General features: G+C 28.4%; 5 protein-coding genes. All 5 read left to right on the forward strand.

Annotated elements, in window-relative coordinates; translation table 11 throughout:
* The first annotated feature begins 200 nt into the window (after positions 1–200).
* The 5 genes from AC5LAX_RS08530 to AC5LAX_RS08550 all read left to right on the forward strand — a co-directional run bounded on the left by AC5LAX_RS08530 (position 201) and on the right by AC5LAX_RS08550 (position 4,519).
* On the forward strand, positions 201–1,286 hold the full coding sequence (locus AC5LAX_RS08530; protein ID WP_288909231.1) for an ABC transporter ATP-binding protein: 1,086 nt from the start codon (positions 201–203) through the stop codon (positions 1,284–1,286).
* A 45-nt stretch (positions 1,287–1,331) separates the two neighbouring features.
* Positions 1,332–2,918, forward strand: a complete 1,587-nt coding sequence (locus tag AC5LAX_RS08535; RefSeq protein WP_288909230.1) for an ABC transporter permease/substrate-binding protein — start codon at positions 1,332–1,334, stop codon at positions 2,916–2,918.
* Positions 2,919–3,149: 231 nt separating this feature from the next.
* Positions 3,150–3,290: a YitT family protein gene (locus AC5LAX_RS08540; protein WP_115151860.1), complete on the forward strand. Its 141-nt coding sequence runs from the start codon at positions 3,150–3,152 to the stop codon at positions 3,288–3,290.
* A gap of 17 nt (positions 3,291–3,307) precedes the next feature.
* Complete coding sequence (locus AC5LAX_RS08545) at positions 3,308–3,436, forward strand: hypothetical protein (RefSeq protein ID WP_493263819.1); 129 nt, start codon at positions 3,308–3,310, stop codon at positions 3,434–3,436.
* Positions 3,437–3,757: 321 nt separating this feature from the next.
* Positions 3,758–4,519, forward strand: a complete 762-nt coding sequence (locus AC5LAX_RS08550; protein WP_193526661.1) for a MurR/RpiR family transcriptional regulator — start codon at positions 3,758–3,760, stop codon at positions 4,517–4,519.
* Positions 4,520–4,640 lie beyond the last annotated feature (121 nt).

Below are 4,640 nucleotides of genomic sequence, written 5' to 3' on the forward strand. Positions count from 1 at the left end.
AGGTTTTGTGTGGTAACTTTATTTTACACGAAAATTCATAATGAGTTTTTTATTTTTCTAGGTGTCGCACTTCATTATACAATCCGTCATTAAATGAATTTTTATATAGTCTTAATACTATGTTGATAAGTATTAAGGCTATTTTTATGTTATTTAAGGTATGATATACATAATCTCAATTATCAATTAGGAGGACTATTGTGATTACATTTGAAGAAGTAGACAAGGCTTATAAAGAAAAGCTTGTACTACATAAGATTAATTTTACAATCAACGATGGAGAATTTGTGGTGTTAATAGGTTCATCTGGTTGTGGAAAGACTACTTTATTGAAAACTATAAATAAATTGGAGACTGTGGATAGAGGTTTAATAAAGATAGACAATGTTTCAATACGTCAGCAAAATACTTTAGAGCTTCGTAGACGTATTGGGTATGTTGTTCAAGATGCAGGATTATTTCCACATATGACGATTTATGATAATATTGCAACCGTGTTAAAAATAAATAATTATGATAGCAATAATATAGAAAATCGCATTGATGAATTATTAGAAATGGTAGATTTAGAACCAGATAATTATAAATATTTATATCAATTGTCTGGAGGTCAAAAGCAGCGTGTAGGCGTAGCTAGAGCTTTTGCTACTAATCCAGATATTATTTTAATGGATGAACCATTTAGTGCTTTAGACCCTGTAACACGTAGCGATTTACAAGATGCTGTAGTAAATTTGCAAAAGCAGTTTAAGAAGACTATTGTCTTTGTAACTCATGATATGGACGAAGCTATAAAATTAGCTGATAAAATATGTATTATTCAAAAAGGTTGGATTGTACAATATGATACTCCAGAAAATATTTTGAAAAATCCTGTCAATGAATATGTACAAAATTTTGTGGGCAAAAATAGATTGTGGTCTAATCCAGAATTTATCAAAGCTAGTGATATTATGTTGAAAAATCCATGCAAAATTTCTGTAGATAGAACGATTATTCAAGCGTTGCAAGTAATGAATCATGCTCGTGTTGATAGTGTACTAGTTACGGAAGATAATAAATTTTTGGGAATTGTATGGCTAGCTGATTTACAGAATTTTGATTCATATAGTGGTTCTTTAAAAAATTTTATATCAGATGATTATCATGTAGTATATGAAAATACTTCATTAAAAGAAATTACTAATGCAGTAGATTATATTCATTTTGGAATTGTTCCAGTATTGGATTTAAAAAATGAATTAGTAGGCTATTTAACAAAAAGTAGGCTTATTATCAGTGCTTAGTCGCCAATATCAAGATAGTGTAAGACAAAAGGACGGAATTTTAGCATGAATAGTTCATTACTAGCTTTATTTTTAGATAAATATCCAGATGTATGGTTTCGTTTTATGGAGCATATGAACATGACTACAATGGCAGTATTATTATCTATAGCCATTGGGGTACCATTAGGTATTTTGATAACTGGAAATAAAACTGCGTCAAATATAGTTATTGGAATAGCAAATTTAATGCAAAGTATACCATGTATTGCTTTGTTAGCATTTTCTGTACCATTTGTAGGTATTGGAGAAAAGCCTGCTATTATCATGGTAATAATTTATGCTTTATTGCCAATTATAAAAAATACTTATACAGGTATTAGCAGTATTGATCCTAAACTTAGAGAAGCTGCAGAAGGAATAGGCTTATCTAGTTGGCAAAAATTAATTAAAGTAGAAATGCCACTTGCTATGCCTTTTATTATGGCAGGAATACGAATTAGTACGGTAGCAGCTGTGGGAACAATGACTATTGCTGCTTTTGCTGGAGCTGGCGGCTTAGGTTGGTTTATTAATATGGGGCTTATAGGTCTTAATATCAATATGGTTTTATTAGGAGCTATTCCAGCCTCAATTCTAGCTTTATTAATTGATTATATGTTAGCTGAAGCTGAAAATCTATTAGTACCAGAAGGGTTAAAACCTGTAGGACAAATAAAAAATGATAAATTAGAAAAACATACATTCCAAAAAGTAGTAGTAGCAGGACTATGTGCTTTATTGATGATAATGCCACTTGGTGTCAAGGGTTATGCTTATATAAAAGATGCTACTCAGAAAACAATTGTAGTAGGTACATCTAATTTTACAGAAGTATTTATTTTGGGATATATGTATGAAGATTTAATTGAACATTATACTGATTTTAAAGTAGAACGTCGTTTTAACTTAAATGCCGCAGATTTTTGCTTTAGCGCTTTGACAAATGGTGATATTGATACTTTTGTGGAGTATTCAGGTACAGCTTTGATGAATTTTTGTAAATTGCCAATGAATTCAAATTCAGAAGTAGTATATAATCAAGTATCAGAGACATTATTAAATAAACATAATGTAGTAACATCTAAACCATTAGGTTTTAATAATACTTATGTGTTAAGTGTTCGTCCGGATTTTGCTAAAGAACACAATCTAGAGAAAATGAGTGATTTATTAGCCATTTCTAATGATGTAATACTTGGTTGTACAGCTGAATTTTTACATCGTGAAGATTGTTTACCAGGATTAGAAGCAAAATTTGGTACAAAATTTAAAGATGTAAGAGCTTTAGATGCTACTATTCGTTATCAAGCAGTGACAAATGGAGAAGTCGATGTAATAGATGCATTTTCTACAGATGCTTTGCTGAAAAAAATGAATTTACAAGGATTACCTGATGATATGGGATTTTTTCCACCATTTTATGCAGTGTCATTTACTAGAGGAGAACTATTAGAACAACATCCAGAATTAAAAGATGTATTTTCTAAATTAGATGGTCAAATATCTGATAAAGAAATGCGAAATATGAATTATGCTGTAGATGTAGAAGGTAGAGATGCTCATGAAGTAGCACATGAATTTTTAGTACAAAAAGGGTTACTCCCTAAATAAGATAATAATAGATAAAACCTAGGGCAAAATGCTCTGGGTTTTATTTGTCTATAAGAATAGATGTTTTAGAAAAAGATAAAAATATGCAATTAAAATTATGTTTAAAGTCATTATTTGATATGAAAGTATTGGGATATATTATATTCATTGCTATATTCTATAGGATTTAATATATTTATATTGCCTTGTGATTTATATAATGGTGGTTTTGGGGAATTTCTCAGATAATGATTGATAGAAAATATAATAGAAATTGATTGGGGTAAAGGTAATCATACAGGGATTATTTATTTTTTGCTCAATTTACCATTAGTATATATTTCTTTAAAATGTTTTGGTAGAGATTTTATTATTAAAACTATTCTTGTGTAGTATGTTATAGTTTATTGTTGAGTAGTGTACCAGTACCAGAAAAATTTTTTTTGCCTGAAAATATCACTGCGAGTATTGCTGGCGGAGTTCTTTGTGGTATAGGTATTGGTATGAACTATTATTGGTGCAAAAATATAAAAGTATGAGTGTAGGCAAAATATTTAATATTATAAATGTATTTACTACTTGCATGTATATCAATTGATGTATATTCAATTTTTTGTAGTAGTAACGGCTTTTGTTATTAATAGAGTGCTTTTACAGAATATTATTATGACGATGCTAATTATTTCAAAAGAATAGTTTGAAAATTTAATTTTTAAGGTGTTTATCAAGGAGTAACTAAAATTAAGAGGATTAGGTGCATAGGGAAGTTAAAAAAAGGTTATAAAATTTTTAGTTAAAATAGGGATTTCTAATTGTTATAAAGAATATATATTAAATTATGTTTTTAAGGAGATATTCAAATGAAATTAGAAGAGTTAGTTAATAATAAATTGGATAAATTAAATCCGACAGATTTAATCGTATGGCGTTATATTTATGCACATAAAAAAGAATGTTGTTACATTTCTATTTATGATATAGCTGATAATTGTAATGTTTCACGAACAACAGTGCTTCGTTTTGCTAAGAAATTAGGTCTTGATGGTTTTAGTGATTTGAAAATGATGTTAAAAATGGAAATAAGTCAAGCAAGAGAAAAGCCATCAATGGATATTGCTCAAGCAACAGTAAATTTATGTAAACATGTAGGGGAAGAGATAGCAAAACAAGATTTCACAAGATTAAATAAATTATTACATAATGCTAAAAGAATATTTGTCTATGCTTCAGGTCATGTACAGAAAAATGTTGCTAGTGAAATTTTGCGTTTATTCGTAAATTGTAATGTTTTAGTTTATGAGATAAAAGGTCCAGATGAGTTTAAAACTGTTATAAGAAATGTAAGAAAAGATGATTTATTTATTATTATTTCTTTAAGTGGAGAGTCTAAAAATGTTGTAGAACTTGCTAAAAAACTTCATTTACAAAGAATACCGATTATTTCTTTGACACAATTAAAAAGTAATACATTAGCAACACTCAGCACAGAAAATATATATGTTACGCCTATAGATTTGCCAGCTACTGTAGATTTTGAATATAAGTCTATGTTAGGTTTTTTCTTGGCAGTAGAAATGTGGTTTGTTAGTTATAGCCAATATTGTGCAGAACAAATAGAGTAATGAACTTTAAACAGTATTTTATATTTTTAAAATACTGTTTTTATTGTATTATATTTTTAATAGTTATATAATACTTTTATGAAATATAAATCAAATAATAATATAGTATATTCTTGTAAAT

The organism is Megamonas sp. (assembly GCF_986095205.1).